Source organism: Pseudomonas sp. LBUM1674, assembly GCF_059695635.1.
In genome coordinates this window covers 1783426-1803347 of sequence record NZ_CP166779.1, presented here as the reverse complement: position 1 = coordinate 1803347, position 19922 = coordinate 1783426, and the positions used below count along the sequence as shown (strand labels likewise).

Annotated in this window: 16 protein-coding genes and 1 pseudogene; 9 read left to right on the top strand and 8 right to left on the bottom strand. The window is 62.9% G+C overall.

Features of this window, described 5'->3' with window-relative positions; genetic code table 11:
* Positions 1-75: 75 nt before the first annotated feature.
* Positions 76-522 (bottom strand): winged helix-turn-helix transcriptional regulator, encoded by a 447-nt coding sequence (locus ACA067_RS08435; protein WP_497461360.1) that lies wholly within the window; start codon positions 520-522, stop codon positions 76-78.
* A gap of 95 nt (positions 523-617) precedes the next feature.
* Between ACA067_RS08435 and ACA067_RS08430 the strand changes: the two genes are divergently transcribed.
* Entirely contained in the window at positions 618-1817 is a 1200-nt protein-coding gene (locus ACA067_RS08430) for an MFS transporter (protein WP_497461359.1), read from the top strand.
* A 33-nt stretch (positions 1818-1850) separates the two neighbouring features.
* Here ACA067_RS08430 and ACA067_RS08425 read toward each other — a convergent pair whose 3' ends face one another.
* Both ACA067_RS08425 and ACA067_RS08420 read right to left on the bottom strand, forming a co-directional pair.
* Positions 1851-2396 carry a cytochrome b gene (locus ACA067_RS08425; RefSeq protein ID WP_497461358.1) on the bottom strand — a complete coding sequence of 182 codons (546 nt, stop codon included), beginning with the start codon at positions 2394-2396 and terminating at the stop codon, positions 1851-1853.
* Complete coding sequence (locus ACA067_RS08420; RefSeq protein WP_497461357.1) at positions 2393-3475, bottom strand: catalase family peroxidase; 1083 nt, start codon at positions 3473-3475, stop codon at positions 2393-2395. The genes ACA067_RS08425 and ACA067_RS08420 overlap by 4 nt, the downstream gene beginning before the upstream one ends.
* A gap of 191 nt (positions 3476-3666) precedes the next feature.
* Here ACA067_RS08420 and ACA067_RS08415 point away from each other — a divergent pair, with 191 nt between their 5' ends.
* From ACA067_RS08415 to ACA067_RS08400, 4 genes are all read left to right on the top strand, one after another.
* Entirely contained in the window at positions 3667-4173 is a 507-nt protein-coding gene (locus ACA067_RS08415) for an RNA polymerase sigma factor (protein WP_497461356.1), read from the top strand.
* Positions 4170-4922 (top strand): anti-sigma factor family protein, encoded by a 753-nt coding sequence (locus tag ACA067_RS08410; protein WP_497461355.1) that lies wholly within the window; start codon positions 4170-4172, stop codon positions 4920-4922. The genes ACA067_RS08415 and ACA067_RS08410 overlap by 4 nt, the downstream gene beginning before the upstream one ends.
* A 341-nt stretch (positions 4923-5263) precedes the next feature.
* On the top strand, positions 5264-6388 hold the full coding sequence (gene zapE / locus ACA067_RS08405) for a cell division protein ZapE (protein ID WP_497461354.1): 1125 nt from the start codon (positions 5264-5266) through the stop codon (positions 6386-6388).
* Between the two features lie 317 nt (positions 6389-6705).
* Complete coding sequence (locus tag ACA067_RS08400) at positions 6706-8016, top strand: leucine-rich repeat-containing protein kinase family protein (protein WP_497461353.1); 1311 nt, start codon at positions 6706-6708, stop codon at positions 8014-8016.
* 226 nt (positions 8017-8242) lie between these two features.
* Here the strand turns inward: ACA067_RS08400 and ACA067_RS08395 are convergent, their stop codons facing one another.
* Entirely contained in the window at positions 8243-8947 is a 705-nt protein-coding gene (locus ACA067_RS08395; RefSeq protein WP_497461352.1) for a YebC/PmpR family DNA-binding transcriptional regulator, read from the bottom strand.
* A gap of 230 nt (positions 8948-9177) precedes the next feature.
* On the opposite strand from ACA067_RS08395, the gene ACA067_RS08390 reads away from it, so the two are divergent.
* Entirely contained in the window at positions 9178-10593 is a 1416-nt protein-coding gene (locus tag ACA067_RS08390; RefSeq protein ID WP_497462748.1) for a type VI secretion system Vgr family protein, read from the top strand.
* Positions 10594-10596: 3 nt separating this feature from the next.
* Here ACA067_RS08390 and ACA067_RS08385 read toward each other — a convergent pair.
* Together ACA067_RS08385 and ACA067_RS08380 are read right to left on the bottom strand one after the other, a co-directional pair.
* A pseudogene (locus ACA067_RS08385) lies at positions 10597-11829 on the bottom strand (FAD-dependent oxidoreductase); the annotation flags it as partial.
* Positions 11830-12155: 326 nt separating this feature from the next.
* On the bottom strand, positions 12156-13019 hold the full coding sequence (locus tag ACA067_RS08380) for a LysR substrate-binding domain-containing protein (RefSeq protein WP_497461351.1): 864 nt from the start codon (positions 13017-13019) through the stop codon (positions 12156-12158).
* Between the two features lie 109 nt (positions 13020-13128).
* Here ACA067_RS08380 and ACA067_RS08375 point away from each other — a divergent pair, with 109 nt between their 5' ends.
* Together ACA067_RS08375 and phnX are read left to right on the top strand one after the other, a co-directional pair.
* On the top strand, positions 13129-14238 hold the full coding sequence (locus tag ACA067_RS08375; protein WP_497461350.1) for a 2-aminoethylphosphonate--pyruvate transaminase: 1110 nt from the start codon (positions 13129-13131) through the stop codon (positions 14236-14238).
* 167 nt (positions 14239-14405) lie between these two features.
* Positions 14406-15233: a phosphonoacetaldehyde hydrolase gene (gene phnX / locus ACA067_RS08370; RefSeq protein ID WP_497461349.1), complete on the top strand. Its 828-nt coding sequence runs from the start codon at positions 14406-14408 to the stop codon at positions 15231-15233.
* 81 nt (positions 15234-15314) lie between these two features.
* On the opposite strand, the gene ACA067_RS08365 is transcribed toward phnX, so the two are convergent.
* A complete protein-coding gene (locus ACA067_RS08365) occupies positions 15315-16349 on the bottom strand; it encodes a 1-aminocyclopropane-1-carboxylate deaminase/D-cysteine desulfhydrase (RefSeq protein ID WP_497462747.1) in 1035 nt (344 codons plus the stop codon).
* 190 nt (positions 16350-16539) lie between these two features.
* Positions 16540-18579 carry a 2,4-dienoyl-CoA reductase FMN-binding domain-containing protein gene (locus tag ACA067_RS08360; protein ID WP_497461348.1) on the bottom strand — a complete coding sequence of 680 codons (2040 nt, stop codon included), beginning with the start codon at positions 18577-18579 and terminating at the stop codon, positions 16540-16542.
* A gap of 209 nt (positions 18580-18788) precedes the next feature.
* Between ACA067_RS08360 and ACA067_RS08355 the strand changes: the two genes are divergently transcribed.
* Entirely contained in the window at positions 18789-19919 is a 1131-nt protein-coding gene (locus ACA067_RS08355) for a carbon-nitrogen hydrolase family protein (protein ID WP_497461347.1), read from the top strand.
* The last annotated feature ends 3 nt before the right edge of the window (positions 19920-19922 follow it).

Below are 19922 nucleotides of genomic sequence, written 5' to 3'. Positions count from 1 at the left end.
ATCAAGATCAAAAGATCGCAGCCTCGTTGCACTCGTCAGCTCCTACAGGGGAATTCGGCTGCGATCTTTTGATGTTTATTCGGCCGCAATCCGTACGCAATCCTCAGGCCCGAGCAGGCGCCCATCCTCGGCACGCGGTTCCAGGGTCCGCAGCGGCTGACCGTGCTCCCGGTCAACCAGCCGCGAGTGCGCCTCCCCCTCCTCGAAGAAAAACGCCTCGCCCCATTGCCGCAACCCGATGATCAGCGGGAACAGGCCCTTGCCCTTCTCCGTCAACACGTATTCCTGATACGCGCTGCCATCCGACGCGGGCACCAGATCGAAAATCCCGTGGGCTACCAGCGTGCGCAAACGCACCGACAAAATGTTCTTGGCCATGCCCAGGCTGCGCTGGAATTCACCGAACCGGCGCATGCCATCGAAGGCATCGCGCACGATCAGCATCGACCAGCCATCGCCAATGGCTTCCACGGAACGGGCAACCGGGCATTCGGCGCCTTCCATACTTGGACGTTTAGCCATGATCGCGCTCCCGACAACAAATGTAGTTGCAATATAAAACCGGTTTCCTTAACGTACAACTGGTTTCATTTTGAAACCAGTTAAGGGAGCCTGCCATGAAAACCGAACACCCATTGAGCAGCGCGGTGGTGCTGCTGTTTGCCGTCGCCTGCGGCCTGGCTGTCGGCAATGTCTACTACGCACAACCGCTGCTCGATGCCATGGCCGAGGCGTTCGCCATGGAGCCGGCAAGCATCGGCATCATCGTCACCCTCACCCAGGTCGGTTATGGCATCGGTCTGGTGCTGCTGGTGCCGCTTGGGGATCTGCTCAACCGTCGGCGCCTGATCGTCACGCAAACGCTGCTGTCGGCGCTGGCCTTGCTGACGATCGCCCTGGCACCCAACAGCACCTGGCTGTTGATCGGGATGACATTGACCGGGTTGTTGGCCGTTGTGACACAAGTACTGGTGGCCTATGCCGCGACATTGGCCATCCCGGCGCAGCGAGGGCGTGTGGTCGGCACGGTCACCAGCGGTATCGTGGTCGGCATTTTGCTGGCCCGGACAGTGGCCGGCGGCATGGCTGATCTCGCCGGGTGGCGGTCGATTTATCTGTTGTCGGCCGGTTTGACGCTGGTGATGGCGCTGCTGCTGTTTCGCGTGCTGCCCAGGCATGAAGAGGCGCAACCCGCCAGTTCCTACGGCGCGTTGCTGGGCTCAGTGTTCAGCTTGTTCAAGGAAGAACCGGTGCTGCGTCAACGGGCGGTGCTGGCGTTGCTGACCTTCGCCAGTGCCATGGTGCTGTGGACGCCCATGGTGTTGCCGTTAAGCGCTGCACCGTTGTCGTTGTCCCACACTCAAATCGGCTTGTTCGGACTGGCAGGCGCCGCCGGAGCATTGGCCGCCGCGCGTGCCGGGCATCTGGCCGATCGGGGCCTGGGACAATGGACCAGCGGTTTGTCATTGTTACTGATGCTCGTCTCATGGCTGCCGATTGCCCTCACTCAATCCTCTTTATGGGCCTTGCTGCTTGGGGTGATTACCCTGGATCTGGGTTTGCAGGCGGTGCATGTCACCAGTCAGAGCATGATCTATGGCGTGCGCCCCGAGGCTCAGAGCCGACTGACTGCCGGCTACATGGTGTTTTACTCGATTGGCAGCGCCTTGGGCTCGATCGGTTCCACGGCGATGTATGCCTGGGGCGGGTGGATTGGTGTCTGTCTGTTGGGTGCAGGCATCAACGCCGTGGCGCTGATCTATTGGTGGCGAACGCTGGCCACCAAAGACCAACCGATCGAGGTGACTTCACACTGACCCCGACCGGGTACATCCGCAGAATTGCCGGGATCAGCCGCGGTCCTTGCCGCGCAACATGCTGTCCAGTACTTCATCGCGACGCACCCAGCCGTGGAACAGCGCTGCGGCCAGGTGCAGCAGTATGGTCAGGAACAATAGATAGGCCAGGTAGCCGTGCGCCTTGCGCAGGAATGCAAACAGCTGTGCATTGGCCGGTACGATCGATGGCAATTGCAGCGAGCTGCTGAGCATCACCGGGTCGCCTGCCGCCGAGATCATCGCCCAGCCCAGCAGCGGCAAGATCAGCATCAAGGCGTACAGCAAATAGTGCGAGGCTTTGGCCGCCAGCACTTGCCAGCCCGGCAGGTCCGCCGGCAGCGGTGGCTGTCGAGTGGAGAAGCGCACGACGAGACGCACGATCACCAGCAACAGAATGGCCACGCCCAAGGGTTTGTGCAGATTGATCAGCCACTCATGCCGTTCGGACACCGAGGCGGCCATGCCTGCGCCGATAAACAGCATGGCAATGACCATCAGCGCCATCAGCCAGTGCAGCAGTCGCGCCAGTGGCGCGAAATGGTTCGGTTGAGCGCTCATTGTTGCGCCTCCTGTTTAGCGGCGGGCAACTGGCTGACTTCGCTGGTGCGACGCAGGTAGGATTTGGCGTAACCGGCTGAGCGCGCAGCGAGCAGCGGGTCGTCGGACCCTTCGATCCCGGCGGGCAATACCAGCGGGTCGTAGTTGATGTCACGGCATTCGCCATTGAGTTGCGCCTGGGTGCTGTCGAGTACCAGGGTGCCGGCGTTTACGACTTTGCGGTCGCCAGGCCACGCTTTGCTGGCGTCGTTGACCGGGTCGCCGGGGTTGGCCAGGGTGATGTTCAACTGCCAGCGCAGCGGCCCTGCGGCCATACGCTGGACCAGGTCTTTCTCGAGGAAATCGCCGCCCTCCGGTGCCGTGGCGCCTGGCGCATCCTGAGCCACCGGCACCATGCTCCAACGCACCGCTTGGCGCTGTCCGGCCGCGTTCACCAGGTAAAACGCATTGACGCTGTAGGTTTCGGTCACGTAGCTGGCGGAGGGCTTGGCGGTTTTGACCCAGGCCAGGAAGGGTGCCGCTTCCGGGTGCGCACCGAAGAACGCCGGCACGGCGGCAGGATTGGGTTTGCCGGTGGCCGGGTCCGGCGACTGCGCCTGTTGCAATTGATAGAACGCCTCGGGCGTGCCCACCGGAAACACCGGCATGCTGTTCATCCCGGTGCGCCACTGTTGGCCGTTGGCCTGGCTGAAGCGCAATGCCAGGCTGCGAATCGGCACGCTGTTGTCCGGCGCATAAGGGTTACCGGCCGGCAAGGCGAAACGTCCGACCACCGGGGTTCGCGGATCATTGAACACCTGAGCGCTGGAGTAGGCACGCGCCTCACCGCTGCTCTGGAAGTGCCCGATCACGCACACGCCTTTGGAATGATTACGCCGGAAGCCCGGGTGCACGCCGTTGTTGGTCTCCAACACATTGATCAGCTTTTTCGGGGTCAGACGTTGTGGATCGAGGGTGCCGTTGACGTAGGCAAAGGCCCCGGCCACTGCGGCGACCACCACGGCAATACCGGCCAGGCGCAACGTCAGGCTCGCGGCACTCAAGGGCGGCCGGGTTGGCGGTGATGAGCGATCTACCATGAAAGACTCCTGGGCCATCGGCCACAAGTGAGAAGAATCAAGCAGACGCACCCCGTGAAGGTTTATTCCAGCACGCGGTGTTTATTTTTTCAGGGGTGGAATAACCTCGGGTGGCGGGCGTCTCTCTGGTGTCCGGTCTCGCCAATACGTGAGACCGATACCCACCCAGCGTAGTGATTTGTCCGGACCTCATGAACGATATCGACGAACAACTGAGAGAAATCATTCCCAGATTGCGCCGTTTTGCTGTGTCGTTGACGCGCAATCCCAGCAGCGCCGACGATCTGGTGCAGGCGTGCCTTGAGCGCGCGTTGTCGCGTTGGGAAGACAAACGTCCCGAAGGCGACCTGCGCGCCTGGCTGTTTTCGATTCTGTATCGGCAGTTTCTCGACGCGCACCGGCGGTCCCGGCGTTATGCGCGGATGCTCGAATTCTTTACCGGGCGTGATGATGCGCAGCCCTCGGTCGAGCGCACGGTGATCGCGCAATCGACCCTGCTGGCCTTCGATCGGCTCAACACGGAACAGCGCGCCCTGCTGCTTTGGGTCTCGGTCGAGGGCTTGAGCTACAAGGAGGTCGCCGAGATCCTCGACGTCCCCGTCGGTACCGTGATGTCGCGCCTGTCCCGAGCGCGCCAGGCCTTGCGCCAACTCAGCGATGGCGAAATCGCCCGTCCTTCCCTGCGGAGACTCAAATGATCAGCATGCCCCCTAGCGAGCGGGACCTGCACGCCTATGTCGACCACCAATTGAGCGATGACGAGCGACGTCAGGTGGAGACCTTTCTGGCCAGCCATGCTGAAGTGGCGGCCCAGGTCCGGGCCTGGCAACAGGACGCCCAACAATTGCGCGCAGCCCTGAGCGGCGCCTTGCAGCGGCCGGCCAACCCGGACCTCGACCCGGCGCTGATTCGCCAGCGCCGCACACGGCAATCCCGTCGTCACCTGGCGAGTGCCGCGGTGTTGTTGATCGCGGTCAGCGTCGGCGGGTTCGGCGGTTGGCAGGCGCGGCAGATGACGCTGGTCGGTGCCTCGCTGCCGATGACCGATGCCCTGCAAGCCTATCGCCTGATTGCCCAGCAAGGCCTGCTGCCGGCTGACTACAAAGCCGGCGACGACGGCGATATGCAGGGCTGGCTCGACCGGTATTTCACCCAGGCCAATCGCTTGCCTGACCTCTCGGCTGCGGGCTTCAAACCGGCCAGCGGGCGCTTGCTCAGCACCGAGCAAGGGCCGGCGGCGATGGTGGTGTATGAGGATCAGGGCGGGCACAAGATCAGTTTTTACGTAAGGCCACCGGGGCCGAAAAACTTCCTGCTGCCCAGGGGCAGTCGCCGCGATGGCGAGTTGCAGGCGGAGTATTGGTCGGGGGGTGGGTATAACTATGCGATGGTCAGCCCAAGCGACACACCGGCAGCGCAGATGCTCAAGCAGACCGTGCAGTTCTGATCACCACATCAACTGTGGGAGCGAGACCGGCTTGCCGGCGAAAGCGGTGTGTCTGCCAACCCATTTGTTTAATGTACCGGCCCCTTCGCGAGCAGGCTCGCTCCCACAAAGGGATCTGCGCCGAGCACAAAAATTACGGCCAGCCCCCATCACTGTAGGAGCTGGCTTGCCAGCGAAGGCGGCCTTCCAGTCGAAAGAAGTGTTGCCTGACCCACCGCTTTCGCTGGCAAGCCAGCGCCTACAGGGTCCGCGTATGGCGCAGTGGTCGGGTCGTTCGCCCTTTGGTTACACTAGGCCGCCGCTCGGGGGAGCGGGCCTGACCATTACGGGGTGCCATCACAGTGGCTGTTCGACCACCTAACCGTTCGCGACTCACGCCGCGCTGGCCTACGCTGCGCCGCATTTTCGGCAAGGCATCGCCTGCCTGCGGCACCGCGACCGGTCGCGTGATCCACGACTACTTTCACCACAAGGCGCATGCCCAGGGCTATACCCTCAGCCACAGCCAGCAGCGAGTGATCGACTGCATGGCGCAGCACGCCACGACGCTGCTCGGTTCATCGGTGCACACCCTGCCCGGCCTGTACCTGCATGGCGCTGTGGGGCGCGGCAAGAGCTGGCTGCTCGACGGTTTTTTCCAGGCCCTGCCGATCGCGGAAAAACAGCGTCTGCACTTCCATCAGTTCTTTGCGCAGCTGCATCAAGGCATGTTCAGTCATCGCGATCAGCCCGATGCGCTGGCGGCCACGCTCGATGAGCTGCTGCTCGACTGCCGGGTGCTGTGTTTCGACGAATTCCACGTCCACGACATCGGTGATGCGATGCTCATTACGCGGCTGTTCAAGGCGCTGTTCCGCCGGGGCATCCTGCTGATGATCACCTCCAATTACCCACCCGAGGGCCTGCTGCCCAACCCGCTGTACCATGCGCGCTTCAAACCGGTGATCGACCTGATCAACGCGCGCATGCAGGTCATGGAAGTCGGCGGCCCTCACGACTACCGAAGTCAGGCGAGAACCCACGCGCAGCAGCTGTTCACCCAGGGCCATTACGTCTGGCCGGCCACGCTGGCACAACGTCGGGCCTTGAACCTGCCCGAGCCGGACGCTCCCGCCCTTGCGCTGCCCGTCGGCACACGGCATCTGCGGGCCCGATACTGTGAAGGGCGAACCATTGGTTTTACCTTTGCCGACCTGTGCGACCACCCCACGGCGGTCATGGATTACCTGGAGCTGTGCCGGCGTTTCGATCACTGGGTCATCGATGAACTGCCCAGTCTCGCTGAGTGTTCGATGGCGGCTCAGCAGCGGTTTATCAATCTGGTCGATGTTTTGTACGATCAGGACAAGCATCTGGTGCTGCTGGGACAGCGGTCGTTGCGGGAAAGCCTGGGGGGCGATGCGATTGACCTGGCGCGGACGCGGAGTCGGTTGGGGCAGTTGGTGGAAGTGAAGGGAGTGGGCTGATCTGGGTTTTTCGGGGTGATTGCGGGCCTCTTCGCGAGCAAGCTCGCTCCCACAGTGATCGGCGTGGAACACAGATATGTGAACGACGCTGCACCCTGTGGGAGCGAGCTTGCTCGCGATGGCGGCCTGACAGTCACCACTTCTCCCACAGTTCCTACAGTGATCGGCTGAGGAACACAGATTTGTGAACGACGCTGCACCCTGTGGGAGCGAGCTTGCTCGCGAAGGCGGCCTGACAGGCGCCGCGCCTTTGCCGCTATCATGTCGCCCATTCCCGGGGCCCCGAGCCCTTCCCTCGATCAATAGCGAATCTGTTCATGGACACCCTTGCCCAACTGCGCGCTGGCCAACTGTCGGGCATCACCCGCCTCGATCTCGCCTGCGGCCTGACGGAGTTTCCCAGGGAAATCTTCGACCTGGCGGACACCCTGGAGGTGCTCAACCTCAGTGGCAACGCCTTGACCCGGCTGCCGGACGACTTGCACCGCCTCCGCCGTTTGCGGGTGCTGTTCTGCTCGGACAATCGGTTTACCGAACTGCCCGCCTGCCTCGGACAATGCGCGGCGCTGACCATGGTCGGCTTCAAGGCCAATCGCATCGAAACAGTGCCAGGCGCCGCGCTGCCACCGCTGTTGCGGTGGCTGATCCTGACCGACAACCACCTCAGCGAGCTGCCGACGGAGTTGGGTGAACGCCCGCACCTGCAAAAACTGATGCTGGCCGGCAATCGCTTGCAGCGTTTGCCCGACAGCCTGCGTCATTGTCATCGACTCGAGCTGATCCGCATCGCCGCCAACCGGCTGACCGAACTGCCCGAGTGGTTGCTGACCCTGCCGAGCCTGGCCTGGCTGGCCTACGCCGGTAACCCGCTGGAAACCGAAGCCGATGCGGCCGCGCTGGAATCGGTCGCGAGCATCCCCTGGTCGGAACTGCGCCTGGAGCAGCAACTGGGCGAAGGTGCTTCGGGGGTGATTCATCGCGCCACCTGGGAACGGCCGGGCCAATCGGCCACCCAGGTCGCGGTCAAACTCTACAAAGGCGAAATGACCAGCGATGGCTCGCCGTTGCATGAGATGAACGCCTGCATCACCGCAGGCTGCAACCCCAACCTGATCCGGATCGAAGGGCGGATCGTCGGGCATCCGCACGCGCGGGCCGGGCTGGTGATGGCGCTGATCGATCCGGTTTACCGCAACCTGGCCGGACTGCCGAGCCTGGAATCCTGCAGCCGGGACGTCTACGCCAGCGATACCCGGTTCAGTGCGGATGTGGCCTTGCGGATCGCCAGCGGCATCGCTTTGGCGGCCGAACATCTGCACCGCCAGGGCATCACCCACGGCGACCTCTATGGCCACAATATTTTGTGGGACGAGGGTGATTGCCTGTTGGGGGACTTTGGTGCGGCGTCGTTTCATGCCACCGCGGACACCTTTGAAAGCCGCGCATTGCAACGGATCGAGGTGCGGGCGTTTGGAATTCTGCTGGGGGAACTGCTGGAGCGGATCGATTCGGGGTTGAGCGATGAGGGGCGTGGGCGGTTGGGGGATTTGCAGCGGCGTTGCTGTCAGCCGGAGGTGCTGGCGCGGCCTGGGTTCGACGAGATTGTGCGGGAATTGAAGAGAGGGTGACCGCTGCGCGGTCAATCGCGGGCAAGCCCGCTCCCTGTAGGAGCAAGCTTGCTCGCGATGGCCGTTAACGATGACGCGTGTCGACTGGCTAAATGCGGCGCTCTTGAGTTTTTCGCGAGCAAGCTCGCTCCTACATAACGCGGCGCTCTTGAGTCCATCGCGAGCAAGCTCGCTCCTACAGGGTTTACACCTGTAGGAGCTGCCGCAGGCTGCGATCTTTTGATGTTTAGCCCGCCAACCCGACAAACATATCCTGCACATCATCATGGTTATCCAGGCCTTCGAGGAACGCCTCGACTTCAGCCATCTGCTCGTCGCTCAGGCCGCTGACCGGGTTCTTCGGCTGGTAGCCCAGCTTGGCCGACAACACCGTGAAGCCGTGATCCGGCAGGGCTTTCTGTACCGCGTCCAGGTCCCCAGGCTCGGTCAGGAACAGGGTCGCGCCGTCTTCACCCGGCTCGAAATCCTGGGCGCCGGCTTCGATGGCGGCCATTTCCGGATCGGCGTCCGGGGTCTGCGGGGAGGCCTCGATCATGCCGACGTGGTTGAAGTCCCAGGCCACCGAACCGGAAGCGCCGAGCTGGCCCTTGCGGAACGCGACGCGGATTTCAGCGACGGTGCGGTTGATGTTGTCGGTCACGCATTCAACGATCAGCGGCACCTGATGCGGGGCGAACCCTTCATAGGTCACGCGATGGTATTGCACGGTTTCGCCCAGCTGGCCCGAGCCTTTCTTGATCGCACGTTCCAGGGTTTCCCGGGGCATCGAAGCCTTTTTCGCCTGCTCGACCACCAGCCGCAGGTGCGCGTTGGTCGCCACATCGGCACCGTTGCGCGCGGCAATGGTAATTTCTTTCACCAGTTTGCCGAAGATCTTGCCCTTGGCGTTAGATGCCGCTTCTTTGTGTTTAACCTTCCACTGTGCGCCCATTACTCACTCTCTTATCTGTGGCGCCGAGACATCTATTGGCCGACGCTTTGCGCAAGTTTATACGGCCTAAAGTTGGCAATCGACCAAAAATTCCACCCGTTCGATCGGGTCATGAATCGACATTTTCACCGGTGGTTGTAGGGCGTTTCTGAAATGTCGATTTGCGGTGACTACAAGGGGCCGTGGTTGCGTACCCTCTTCGCCTGAATTCCATGGCAGAAGCGCATTCGATGCTCAACGACAAGGAAAGCTCCTTCACCCTGACGCTGCTCGAGGACGATTTGAGTTTTCAGGTGGTGCAGTTCAGCGGGCATGAAGCCCTCAACCAGCCCTATCGATTCGAGGTCGAGGTGATCGGCCTGCCGCCGGCCATGCCCTTCGACCAGTTGTTGCAACAGCCGTTGTTTCTCTGCCTGGGGCATGGCCAGGGCTTTCACGGCGTACTGCACAGTGCCAGTCGCGAATACCGCGGTGCGCAACAAGTCGGTTACATACTGGTGCTGGTGCCCTGCCTGCAGGCACTGGACCGCAACAGCCGCCGCCGGGTCTTCCATGACCTCAGCGTGCCGATGATCCTGCACCAGCTCCTGGAAGACCATGACCTGCCCGCTGACAGCTATCGCTTTGAGCTGGCGAACGGGCACTATCCGCCGCGGCCGTTTTGCATTCAGTACGAGGAGAGCGACCTGGCGTTGCTGCAGCGCCTGTGCGAGGAAGAAGGCATTCACTATCACTTCGAACATCAGCGCGACGGGCATGTGCTGGTGTTGGCCGACGACAGCCTGAGTTTCCCCCAGGAGCCGCTGCTGACGCCTTTCCAGGCGGACGCCCCGCTGGACAATACACCGCCGGCGATCAGTGAGTTGTTCCAGCGCCATGACGCCCTGCCCTCGCATCCGCGAAGGGAGGCCAGCAACCGTGGCGCGCCGAATGCCGGCGATGGCGCGGCCAACCAGGCCTTCGGCAAGACTTCGCCGAGGATGACCAGGCCTGATCCCGAGCAGGACCGACGCAGCCGCCGACAATTGCAACGCCTGCGTTGCCTGCAGCAGCAGGTCCATGGCCAAAGCAATCAGGGTGCCCTGCGCAGCGCGCGGATCGTCCAGGTGACCGCGCATCCGCTTTCCTGTTTCAACGATCAATGGCTGCTCACCGAGACCCGCCACCAGGGACGACAGCCTTCGAATCCGGCCCGGGACAGCAGTGCCCTGATGTATCGCAATCAATTCAGCGCCATTCCCTGGTCAACGGAATTCCGCCCGGCGTTGAAACAGCCCAGGCCGAGCATCCCGGGCTATCAGCCAGCCCGGGTACTGGGCCCGACCGGGCAACCGCCCGAGCTGGACGATCGCGGCCGGATCCAGGTCAGGCTGTGGCCAGCGCCGCACGCCGATCCGGATGAGTCTGTCGGCCTCTGGCTGCCGCTCGCCGTGACAACGCCGGACGGCTGGATCGATCCCGGCAGACTGCCAAAGGCCGGCAGCGAGGTGTTCATCAGTTTTCTCGACAGCGATCCGGACCGGCCGGTGCTGTGTGTCGGCCTGGGGCAGATTCACCCGCCTGAACCTGCCCACCCCCGCGGCCCTCGCAACGATACGCGCTTGCTGCTTGACTGGCTGGTGAATCGCTCGGACCTCACGCCCTGATGCTCAGCCCTTGTCGGCCTTGCCCGCCGCTGCGGCGAACTTCGCCAGGCGCACGTCCAGATGCCGGGGTCGGCGCCCGTGATCCTCGGCGAGCTCCTTGCGGCGGATGGCGTTGCGCACCAGCAGTGAGCCGAGGTAACGGATCGGCTCCGGCGGAAAAAAGCCCAAAGGACCGTTGACCAGCGGCGAACGGGTCCAGGCATTGTCCAGCCCCTGGACCATCGAGGCGAGAATCTGCCCGCCCATATGACAGGGGCCGACCCCGCTGCCGGAATAACCGAAACCGTAGAACACATTGCCGCTGGCACTCATCTGGCCGAAGAACGGCAAGCCCGTCACCGAGCGATCCGAGGGACCGTTCCAGGTTGCCTCGATTTTCACCTCGGCAAACGCCGGGAAGAACTCGCTCAGGCTGTGCCTCAACAGACCGGCATAGGGCGATGGCTGATCGAACACCGGCAGCATCCGCCCGCCATAGGCGAAGGTATTGCCGCCCTTGCCGAGCATGATCCGGCCGTCCGGCGTGTTGTGGTAGTAGTGCACGAAAATCCGCGAATCGAGCACCGTGACCCCGCTGGTCAAACCGATCTCGTTGAGCAGGTCCGGCCTTGGTTCGGTAATCGCCATGTCGCTGGAAACAATCGCCACGCTGCGTTCGAACTGTGGGAATGCCCGGGCCATCCAGGCGTTCATCGCCAGCACCACCCGGTCGGCGCGGATGCTGCCGCTGGCGGTTTGAATGGTCGCCGGGCGGCCCTCCTGCAGCCCGGTCATGGCGGTGTGCTCATGAATTCTCACCCCCAGTTGCAAGGCGACCCGGCGCAAGCCGCGCACCAGCTTGCCCGGTTGCACACTGGCCGCAGCCGGGGAAAACCAGCCTTCCAGGTGTTTGCCGGAACCGGCCATGCGCTGCACATCCGCCACCGGTCGCTGGGTGAACGAGTTGATGCCGTTGCGCTCCAGCGCCGCGATCACCGCGTCGGTCGAACCGCATTGGGCACGGTTGGTGACGGTGTAGAGCGTGCCATCGAGGCGGTAAACGGCGTCCACGCCATACTGCTCGCAGAACGTGCCGATGGCGTAGATGCTGCGCTCGGATTCCTTGACCAGGCGCACCGCTTCTTCGACACCGAACAAACCTTCCAGGGTGAAATATTTCGCCGACCACGACAGCGCACAGCCGCCATTGCGGCCACTGGCGCCCGCCCCGCAAATGTCCGCCTCGATCAGCAGCACGCTTGCGCGAGCAGAGTTCGCGGCGGGTGGTGGCGACGTTTCTGGAGGTGGTTCGCGAGAGTCTGGTGTAAGCAGGTCTGGCCTCTTCGCGAGCAAGCCCGCTCCCACAGGGATCACCTGCATACCGCGGGATTGTGCGCCAACCCCTGTAGGAGCCGGCTTGCCGGCGAAGGCGTCTTCATGGGCGTTGTCAGACTTGAGGCCGCCTTCGCTGCGGTGCGGCGATCCGACAAGCCAGCTCCTACAGGTTTTGCGTCGTGCACAAGATCTGCGGCGACCCTGGATCCCTGTGGGAGCGAGCCTGCTCGCGAAGGCCGCGCCGCGGTCTATCTGACTGGTGCTAATTCAAAAAACGCCTGAATCAAGCGCAATTCCCGCCGCCGTTCCATGCACCCCATCATGTGCCGATTCACCAACCCCTCACCAATAATCGGCACCGCCACCACCCGCGGGTCATGGCTGACTTCCACCGATGACACCACGCCCACCCCCAGTTCCGCGGCAACGGCTTCGGTCACCGCTTCACGACTGTCCAGCTCCAGCAACACCCGCGGGTTGACCTTGGCCAGGGCGCACGCCTGATCAAACGTGCGTCGGGTAGTCGAACTCGGCTCACGCAACACCATGATCACCTGATCCAGTTCCTTGATCTGCACGCCTTTCGGCTTTTGCGCCCACGGATGACTTTCTGGCACCAGCGCGCAGATGCGTGATTCGCTCAGGGCCTGCAGATGCAAGCCCTTGCGCGGCTCGACCTCGGTCAGCACCGCCACATCGGCATGTTCCGACAGCAACGCCGCCAGGGTTTCCTGGGCATTGCCCAGCCGCAGGTTCACGGTGATCCCCGGATAACGCGTGCGCAGGCTGGCCAGCATCGGCATGACCATGTGCGGCCCGTCCGCCGCCACCTCCAAACGCCCGGTGAGCAGCTGCCGGTTGGCTTCGAGCATCACCTGCGCTTCTTCCGCCAAGCCGAACATGGCCCGGGTGATCGCGGCCAGTTTGGTGCCCTCTTCCGTCAACTCCACTCGTCGCGCGGTGCGGCGCAACAAGGTGATCTGGTAGTGCTCCTCCAGCGCCTTGATGTGTCCGGTGACCGCCGGTTGGCTGATGAACAGCCGCGCGGCGGCCCGGGTGAAGCTGCCCTCGCGGGCGACCGCATCGAACGCGCGGAGCTGGAACAGGTTCATGAATAACCCTCACTGATGGCTGGCATAACAACAAACAATTTGATTGATAGCTCGGCAAATTGCAATTTAGGCCCCGTAGCTTCATCCCATCGATTGCGAGGACACGAGAATGAGTACTGCCGAACCCATCCTGCTCACCCCCGGCCCGTTGACGACTTCGGCCCGCACCCGCCAGGCGATGATGGTCGACTGGGGTTCATGGGATGACCGCTTCAACCAGCTGACCGCCAGCCTGTGCGAGCAACTGCTGGCGATCCTCAACGGCGGCGCCAGCCACCACTGCGTGCCACTGCAAGGCAGCGGCACCTTCGCGGTCGAAGCGGCGATCGGTACCCTGGTGCCTCGCAACGGCAAAGTCCTGGTGCTGATCAACGGCGCCTACGGCAAACGCCTGGCGAAAATCTGCGAAGTGCTCGGCCGCTCCTTCAGCACCTTTGAAACCGCCGAAGACGAACCGACCACCGCCGCCGACGTCGACCGCCTGCTGCGCGCCGACCCCGCCATCACTCACGTCGCACTGATTCATTGCGAAACCAGCACCGGCATCCTCAACCCGCTGCCGGAGATTGCCCAGGTCATCGCGCAACACGGCAAACGCCTGATCATCGACGCCATGAGCTCCTTTGGCGCGCTGCCGATCGACGCGCAACTGGTGCCGTTCGACGCGCTGATCGCCGCCTCGGGCAAATGCCTGGAAGGCGTACCGGGCATGGGCTTCGTCTTCGCTCGCAAGGAAGCCCTGGCCAATGCCGCCGGCAACTCGCACTCCCTGGCGATGGACTTGTTCGACCAGCACAGCTACATGACCAAGACCGGCCAGTGGCGTTTCACCCCGCCGACCCACGTGGTCGCCGCGCTGCACGAGGCCCTGCTGCAATACAACGAAGAAGGTGGTTTGCCCGCCCGGCATCAGCGCTACGCCAATAATTGCAAAGTGCTGCTCGATGACATGGCCACGCTCGGTCTGCGCAGCTTCCTGCCCGCAGCGATCCAGGCGCCGATCATCGTCACCTTCCACGCGCCGAAAGACCCGCGCTATCAGTTCAAGGAATTCTACGAACGGGTCAAGGCCAAGGGTTTCATCCTCTACCCCGGCAAATTGACCCAGGTCGACACCTTCCGCGTCGGCTGCATCGGCCACGTCAACCAGGCCGAGATGCACGCGGCCGTGGCGGCGGTGGCTGAAGTGCTGCGCGAGATGGAAGTACTCGAGGTCTGAACCACACCGCGTTCCCCCCTGTGGGAGCGAGCTTGCTCGCGATAGCGGACTGTCAGGCGACACATGTGCTGAATGTCAGGCCCTCATCGTCGGATCGCCGCCCGGAGCAAGCTCGCTCCCACAGAAGCCGCCCAAATGCTGTTATCTCTTACAGGATTCTGATCACTATGAACTACACGAACCCAACCAAACTCCAGGCCGCCATCCTCGACTGGGCCGGCACCGTGGTCGACTTCGGCTCCTTCGCCCCTACCCAGATTTTCGTCGAGGCCTTCGCCGAGTTCGACGTCCAGGTTTCCATCGAAGAAGCCCGCGGGCCGATGGGCATGGGCAAATGGGACCACATCCGTACCTTGTGCGATCAGCCGCAAGTGGCCAAACGTTATCGCGCCGTGTTCGGCCGCACGCCGACCGATGATGACGTCACCGCCATCTACAAACGCTTCATGCCCTTGCAGATCGAGAAAATCGCCGAGCACTCGGCGCTGATTCCCGGCGCGCTGGACACCATCGCCAACCTGCGCCAGCAAGGCATCAAGATCGGCTCTTGCTCGGGCTACCCGAAGCAGGTCATGGACAAGGTGGTCGAACTGGCCGCCACCAACGGTTACGTGGCCGATCACGTGGTCGCCACCGACGAAGTCCCCAACGGCCGCCCATGGCCGGCCCAGGCCCTGGCCAATGTGATCGCGCTCGGGATCGATGATGTCGCGGCCTGCGTGAAGATCGACGACACCGTGCCGGGCATTCTCGAAGGACGTCGCGCCGGCATGTGGACCGTGGCACTGATCTGCTCGGGCAACGCGCTGGGCCTGGACTACGAAGGTTATCGCGCCCTCGGCAGCGACCAACTGGCCAGCGAACGCAAGCGTATCCACGGGATGTTCGAAGGTTCGCGCCCGCACTACATGATCGACACCATCACCGACTTGCCGGAAGTGATCGCCGACATCAACCAGCGTCTGGCCAAGGGTGAAATGCCGCAAACGAGCTGATTCACCGCTTTGCCTGTAGGAGCAAGCTTGCTCGCGATGGACTCAAGAGCGCCGCATTTAGCCAGTAAACACGCGTTATCGTTAGCGACCTTCGCTGCGGTGCGGCGATCCGACGAGCCAGCTCCTACAGTTGACCGCGTTGGTGCTTTTCTTTGTAGCCGTGTCATCTGTCCCTGAGCCTTGGCGCTCTACGTCTGTGGACTGAACCCCCCGCAGGCCCTGCAAGCCGCCGGTATGGATGAAGATCAGGCGCGTTCCCCGGGTGAATTTTCCGGCTTCGACTTGCTGCTGGAGTGCCAGCAGTGCCTTGCCGGTGTACAGCGGTTCGAGGGGAATGCCACTGGCCTGTTCGGTCTGTTCGATGAATTCGAGTAGCAGCGGATCGACTTTGGCAAAGCCGCCACGACTGGCGTCCAACAGTTCATAGGCGGCATCGACCAAACCCGCTTCCTGCACAATGTGCTCGACCTGTTGCGCCACGCCATGATCGTCGGGCACTGCCAATGCGCCGTACACCGGATGCTCGCCCGCTTCGGCCAACACCAGGCCGGCCAGGGTCGTGCCGGTGCCGCAGGCCAGCCACCAGCCGTCGTAATCGCTCCAGCCCAGACCGTTCAACTGCTCGCTGACCATGGTTTTCAGCTGCATGCAGCCCTTGGCGCCCGGCAAACCGCCGCCACCTTCGGGCACTGGCTGCAGATCGGGATACTGTGCCTGCCATGGCTGCCAGAAACCGGGGGCGTGCCGCTCTCGAAAACCGCCGTAGCCCAGCCAGTGCAACTGCATGCCGAATGCCAGCAGGTCCTTCACCGTGGGGGTGTCTTGCGGATGACCGCGCAGCAGACCGACAGTGGGAAAACCGAAGCGTTTGCCGGCGGCGGCCAGGGCATGCAGGTGATTGGAGTGGGCACCGCCGAGGCTGATGATGCCCTTGGCTCCAGCCAGGTCAGCGGCATTGAGGTGTTCGATGAGTTTGAACCACTTGTTGCCGCTGATCAGCGGGTCGGTCTGGTCGAGGCGCAGGATGGCGAGTTCGATGCCTGATCGGCTGAGCCAATCAAGATGAAGCGGTTCGAGGGGGGCTTCGGGTTGCCAGTGGGCAGGAGGAGAAAGCATTGGCGCCTGATTGTGCTCGGAAAGAGCCCGCATTCTAGTCGCTCATAGGCCGCCTTCGCGAGCAGGCTCGCTCCCACAGGGGATTTGTGACCGGCACAGATCCAGTGTGGGAGGGGATTTGTGGCCGGGCACAGATCCAATGTGGGAGCGAGCCTGCTCGCGAAAGCCATTGGCACGTTAAACCTGCCTATTACAACTGCGCAGCCAACCGCGATCCCTGATTGATCGCCCGCTTCGCATCCAGCTCCGCCGCCACATCCGCACCGCCAATCAAATGCACGCTCTGCCCCCCAGCCAGTAGCCCGTCGTGCAATTCACGCAACGGATCCTGCCCGGCGCAGATCACGATGTTGTCCACCGGCAACACCTGCGGTTCGCCGGTTTCGCCGATGCGGATGTGCAAACCTGCGTCGTCGATCTTCAGATACTCGACGCTGTTGAGCATTTGCACCTGCTTGTTCTTCAGGCCCGTGCGGTGAATCCAGCCGGTGGTCTTGCCCAAACCGTCGCCGACCTTGGATTTCTTGCGTTGCAGCAGGAACACCTCACGGGCCGGGGCATGGGGCGCGGCCTTGATGCCGGCCACTCCGCCGCGGGCTTCAAGGTGCGTATCGATGCCCCACTCCTTCCAGAACGCTTCACGGTCCTGGCTGGTGGCTACGCCCTGGTGAACCAGAAACTCCGACACGTCGAAACCGATCCCCCCGGCGCCGATCACCGCGACACGCTTGCCCACCGGTTTGTGCTCGAGGATCACGTCCAGGTAGCTCAGCACCTTGGCGTTCTCCACGCCCGGAATCGCCGGGGTCCGCGGGGCGATGCCGGTGGCCAGGATGATCTCGTCATAACCGCCTGCGACCAGTTGCTCCACATCGACGCGGGTGTTCAGGCACACCTCGACGTTGGTGGTCTGCAACTTGCGATTGAAGTAGCGCAGGGTTTCGAAGAACTCTTCCTTGCCCGGTACCCGCTTGGCGATGTTGAACTGGCCACCGATTTCACTGGCCGAATCAAACAGCGTCACCTGATGGCCACGCTCGGCGGCCACGGTCGCTGCGGACAGTCCGGCGGGGCCGGCACCGACCACGGCGATTTTCTTGATCTGCTGCACCGGCAGGTAATTGAGTTCGGTCTCATGGCAGGCCCGCGGGTTCACCAGGCAGCTGGTCAACTTGCCGCCGAAGGTGTGATCGAGGCACGCCTGGTTGCAGCCGATGCAGGTGTTGATTTCATCGGCACGGCCGGCGGCGGCCTTGTTGACGAAGTCCGGGTCGGCGAGGAAGGGTCGCGCCATGGACACCATGTCGGCATCGCCTTCGGCCAGGATCTGCTCGGCGACCTCCGGGGTGTTGATGCGGTTGGTGGTGATCAGCGGAATGCTCACTGAGCCGCGCAGCTTGGCCGTGACTTTGCTGAACGCACCGCGCGGCACCTTGGTGGCGATGGTCGGGATTCGTGCTTCGTGCCAGCCGATGCCGGTGTTGATGATGGTCGCACCCGCCTGCTCGATGGCCTTGGCCAACTGCACGATTTCTTCCCAGGTGCTGCCGCCTTCCACCAGGTCGAGCATCGACAGGCGGAAGATAATGATGAAGTTCGGGCCGACCGCTTCGCGCACCCGACGCACGATCTCTACCGGCAGGCGCATGCGGTTTTCGTAGCTGCCGCCCCAACGGTCGGTGCGGTGGTTGGTGTGGGCGGCAAGGAACTGGTTAATGAAATAACCTTCGGAGCCCATGATCTCGACGCCGTCGTACTCGGCTGTTTGCGCCAGGGTCGAACAGCTGACGAAATCGCTGATCTGCTTCTCGATGCCCTCCTCATCCAGCTCTTTGGGCTTGAACGGGTTGATCGGCGCCTGGATTGCACTCGGCGCGACCTGTTTCGGGCTATAGGCATAACGGCCGGCGTGCAGGATCTGCATGCAGATCTTGCCGCCCGCCTCGTGCACCGCGCGGGTCACGATCTGGTGTTTGAGCGCTTCTTCCTCGGTGGTCAGCTTGGCCGCACCGGAATACACCCCGCCCTCATCGTTCGGGCCAATACCCCCGGTGACCATCAGGCCCACGCCGCCCCGGGCACGCTCGGCGAAGTACGCGGCCATGCGCTCGAAACCGCCGGGCTTCTCCTCAAGACCGGTGTGCATCGAGCCCATCAGGGTGCGGTTGCGCAACGTGGTAAAACCCAGGTCCAGCGGGGCCAACAGGTGCGGGTAATGAGCGGCGGCCATCGGTAACTCCACAACGAGCGATCACGGAAAAAGTCTGGGTGCTCTTTGGCACCCCTCTGTCATGTGCCACAGACTATGAGCACTCCACCGGTCGCTCAATGACCGTAACTGACAACTTATTGATCCAAATGCGCAGCGCCCCTTGGCAAGCGCCGGCATGGGCCCTACCCTAGTCAGCGAACCCTGCACACGCCGTTGACTGTTTTCCCATGCGCAAACTTCTGTACCTGACTGTCTCCATGGCATTGATTGCCGCCCTGACGACCTACGCGATGTGGGCCGCGGACCGTCCGGTGGGTCACTACCTGTCGGACCTGCGTATCGATCTCGCCGTCGATCAAGGCACCCCTGCCGATCGCGGCAACCTGCTGGGCATCCAGCCCGAGCTGTTTCCCGCCGACTACCAAAGCTCCGAGCGCTTGCACCGCAAGCTCGCGGCCTATTTGCAGAAGGCCCGGGACCAGGGCCTGCTGAATGAAAAAACCATCGTCGTGCTGCCGGAACATATCGGCACCTGGCTGATGGTCAGCGGCGAGAAAGATGAGCTGTACCAAGCCACCACCCTCAAGGAAGCCATGAATTGGCTGGCGGCGAGCAACCCCTTGAAGTTCATCCGCGCCCTGATCGGTGCCAGGGGCGACAGTCGCCTGGACGACGCTCACCTGCGGATGAAAGCCAAAGGCATGGCCAAGGACTACCAGGCACTGTTCGGTGGTCTGGCCAAAGAATTCCAGGTGACCCTGGTGGCGGGCTCCATCGTGTTGCCCGAACCCAGCATCATCGAGGGCAGGCTGAAAATCGGCGGCGGTGCGCTGTATAACAGCAGCGTGGTGTTCGGCCGTGACGGTCTGCCGATCGGCCAGCCTCAGCGCCAGATGCACCCGGTGTTCGATGAACATGACGTCATCGCGGCCAATGGCGAGCGTACGCCCGGCGTCGTCGATACCCCGGCCGGACGCCTGGGGGTGCTGATCGGCAGCGATAGCTGGTACCCGGACGCCTACCGCAAGCTTGACGATCAGGGCGCGAAGTTCGTCGCGGTTCCGGCCTTCGTGACGGGGCGCGGCACCTGGGATAAACCGTGGCGCGGCTACAAGGGCTTGTCCACGCCAGGTTCCGTCAGCCTCAAGGCCGGGGAACTGAGCGAAGGCCAGGCCTGGCATCACTTGACCCTGACCGCTCAACCGCCCAGCAGTCAGGCGATCGCCGGCATGAGTGTGTTCCTGCGCGGTCAGTTCTGGGATCAGGGCAGCGCCGGGCAAAGCTTTCTCAGCAGTAACGGCCAGCATTTTGCCGACGGCAATGCCCGTGGCGCGCGTTTGCTGAACCTGTGGTTATAAACC

What these genes read in the sequence shown, in the direction of transcription:
- ACA067_RS08410 (WP_497461355.1), top strand. Translation starts at nt 4,170, where the DNA reads ATGATCAGCATGCCCCCTAGCGAGCGGGACCTGCACGCCTATGTCGAC.
- ACA067_RS08390 (WP_497462748.1), top strand. Translation starts at nt 9,178, where the DNA reads ATGCTCAACGACAAGGAAAGCTCCTTCACCCTGACGCTGCTCGAGGAC.
- ACA067_RS08435 (WP_497461360.1), bottom strand. Translation starts at nt 522, where the DNA reads ATGGCTAAACGTCCAAGTATGGAAGGCGCCGAATGCCCGGTTGCCCGT.
- ACA067_RS08395 (WP_497461352.1), bottom strand. Translation starts at nt 8,947, where the DNA reads ATGGGCGCACAGTGGAAGGTTAAACACAAAGAAGCGGCATCTAACGCC.
- ACA067_RS08375 (WP_497461350.1), top strand. Translation starts at nt 13,129, where the DNA reads ATGAGTACTGCCGAACCCATCCTGCTCACCCCCGGCCCGTTGACGACT.
- ACA067_RS08360 (WP_497461348.1), bottom strand. Translation starts at nt 18,579, where the DNA reads ATGGCCGCCGCTCATTACCCGCACCTGTTGGCCCCGCTGGACCTGGGT.
- ACA067_RS08355 (WP_497461347.1), top strand. Translation starts at nt 18,789, where the DNA reads ATGCGCAAACTTCTGTACCTGACTGTCTCCATGGCATTGATTGCCGCC.
- ACA067_RS08425 (WP_497461358.1), bottom strand. Translation starts at nt 2,396, where the DNA reads ATGAGCGCTCAACCGAACCATTTCGCGCCACTGGCGCGACTGCTGCAC.
- phnX (WP_497461349.1), top strand. Translation starts at nt 14,406, where the DNA reads ATGAACTACACGAACCCAACCAAACTCCAGGCCGCCATCCTCGACTGG.
- ACA067_RS08430 (WP_497461359.1), top strand. Translation starts at nt 618, where the DNA reads ATGAAAACCGAACACCCATTGAGCAGCGCGGTGGTGCTGCTGTTTGCC.
- ACA067_RS08420 (WP_497461357.1), bottom strand. Translation starts at nt 3,475, where the DNA reads ATGGTAGATCGCTCATCACCGCCAACCCGGCCGCCCTTGAGTGCCGCG.
- ACA067_RS08380 (WP_497461351.1), bottom strand. Translation starts at nt 13,019, where the DNA reads ATGAACCTGTTCCAGCTCCGCGCGTTCGATGCGGTCGCCCGCGAGGGC.
- ACA067_RS08365 (WP_497462747.1), bottom strand. Translation starts at nt 16,349, where the DNA reads ATGCTTTCTCCTCCTGCCCACTGGCAACCCGAAGCCCCCCTCGAACCG.
- ACA067_RS08415 (WP_497461356.1), top strand. Translation starts at nt 3,667, where the DNA reads ATGAACGATATCGACGAACAACTGAGAGAAATCATTCCCAGATTGCGC.
- ACA067_RS08400 (WP_497461353.1), top strand. Translation starts at nt 6,706, where the DNA reads ATGGACACCCTTGCCCAACTGCGCGCTGGCCAACTGTCGGGCATCACC.